At 37.8% G+C, this 1,752-nt stretch carries 2 protein-coding genes; both read left to right on the forward strand.

From position 1 onward, the window contains the following. A partial coding sequence (locus tag PGRAN_RS16890) for an immunoglobulin-like domain-containing protein (protein WP_036068509.1) occupies positions 1–271 on the forward strand: 271 nt, incomplete at its 5' end. A 376-nt stretch (positions 272–647) separates the two neighbouring features. After that, complete coding sequence (locus tag PGRAN_RS15095) at positions 648–1,403, forward strand: Crp/Fnr family transcriptional regulator (protein WP_149024085.1); 756 nt, start codon at positions 648–650, stop codon at positions 1,401–1,403. The last annotated feature ends 349 nt before the right edge of the window (positions 1,404–1,752 follow it).

Genomic DNA, 1,752 nt, shown 5'->3' on the forward strand with positions numbered 1-1,752 from the left:
TAAAACAACCGCACCAGCAGTAGGAACAATCACACCAAGCACCTTCAAAGTACCAGGAGACACTAGACTAACAGCCACGTATACAGGTGATGTGAAGTCTGTAATAGTGACGATTAATGGCACGAAACATAAAGGCGGCACGGTTAGTGATGGCACAGTAAGTTTTTATATCGGCAATAAAATCGCTTCTACAAGCGATGTAGTGACGATTGAAGCGATCGGTGTAGATGGTAAAGTCTTAGATACTAAAAATGTGACAATTGCTAATTAAAACAGCAACGAATCATACGACACACTTTTAAATTAGTGTTACCGATCAAGGCTAGGACATGAAGGGGTCTGAGGATTCCCACGTGTTCTGGCCTTTTTTCATACAGATGCTCTAAAACAACAGCGTCTTACAGGTGAAAAAATCTAGCAGGATAGACCAAGGATAGCGAACATTGGATGCCACGTTAAGCGTTCGATGCTCCACCTATCTCTTTTAAGTAGGGCAAACGAGAAGTACTGATAATTTGATTCATTATTTCAGTGATAAAAATTCCAGTAAACTCGAAAAAAAATATGTATGTTTGCATGGAGAAGAACAATGAGAATTTCATGTTAATGCGTGTAGTCAAAAATTAAATTTGGAATGAGAAAAGGGAATGAAAATAATGGGATACGCAACAGAAATGCATTTTTTATACAACACTAAGATTGTACATGAAGCGTTCAATAAAGAACGGTTCTTTCGTTTTCTGCAAGATGATAGTTTCTCTTGTGCGAAGAAGGTGACGAAAGAGTATAGCAAGCATGAAGTTCTTATCAAGGAGAAGGAAAAAAATGAGGGGCTTTTTTTCATCGAGGAAGGGTATGTCATGGCCACGCAAAAAAACCGAGTGGTGAGTCTTCATACAAGTGGTGATATTATCGGGTTTGAAGACTTAATTTTGTACAGCCATGCTAAATATTCATTTAAAGCCATTTCAGATAAGGTACGTATTATCAAATACAACAAGGCAGAGACGGTGGAAAAAATTCTGAATGCGCAAGAAGGCTATCTATATTACTATATCCATTTGCAAAACACGCTACAGCATCTAAGAACAAGAGAGGAACTACTACGACTACCATCAGAGCAAAGAATTAGTTTAGTGCTACTCCGTTTTGCGCTAAGTTATGGCATGAAAAATGGTAATACAACAAAAGTCTGGTTGCCAAAATACATTAATAAAGGAATTATTGCTAAATATAGCAACCTAAATCCCAATACAGTAACAGTAACCCTTCAAAAATTAGAAGCAGCAGAAATTATTGAATCCGTTCGTCGAGAAATATATGTCAATGTGGAAAAGTTACAAGATAAGCTGTTGGAATGCCACAGAGAAGTGGACACTAAAATTAAGAGAATTTGTGAGTGACTTCCAATGGTATTGTGTCCCTTTTGCATTTAAATGGCGTAAATTTTACAAGCTAAATAGCACGTCTCCATAGAAGTCAGGGAGACGTGTTTTTTCTATGCCTATAACTAGACTGTCTTGGGTTACTTTGTCGGAGTTAACGGGACATTGAGATAGATGGAATATCAAGCGCTTTAACGAGGCATCCGATGTGGGCTATTCCTTGTAATATAAGGCTGTTTTAGCACACCTGTATGAAAAAAAAGCTAGGACGCTTGGGAATCCTCAGACCCCTTCATGTCCTAGCCTTGATCGGTAACACTAATTTAAAAGTATATCGTATGATTCGTTGCTGTTTTAATTAGCAACT

The sequence above is a fragment of the Listeria grandensis FSL F6-0971 genome, from assembly GCF_000525835.1.
GTDB lineage: Bacteria > Bacillota > Bacilli > Lactobacillales > Listeriaceae > Listeria_A > Listeria_A grandensis.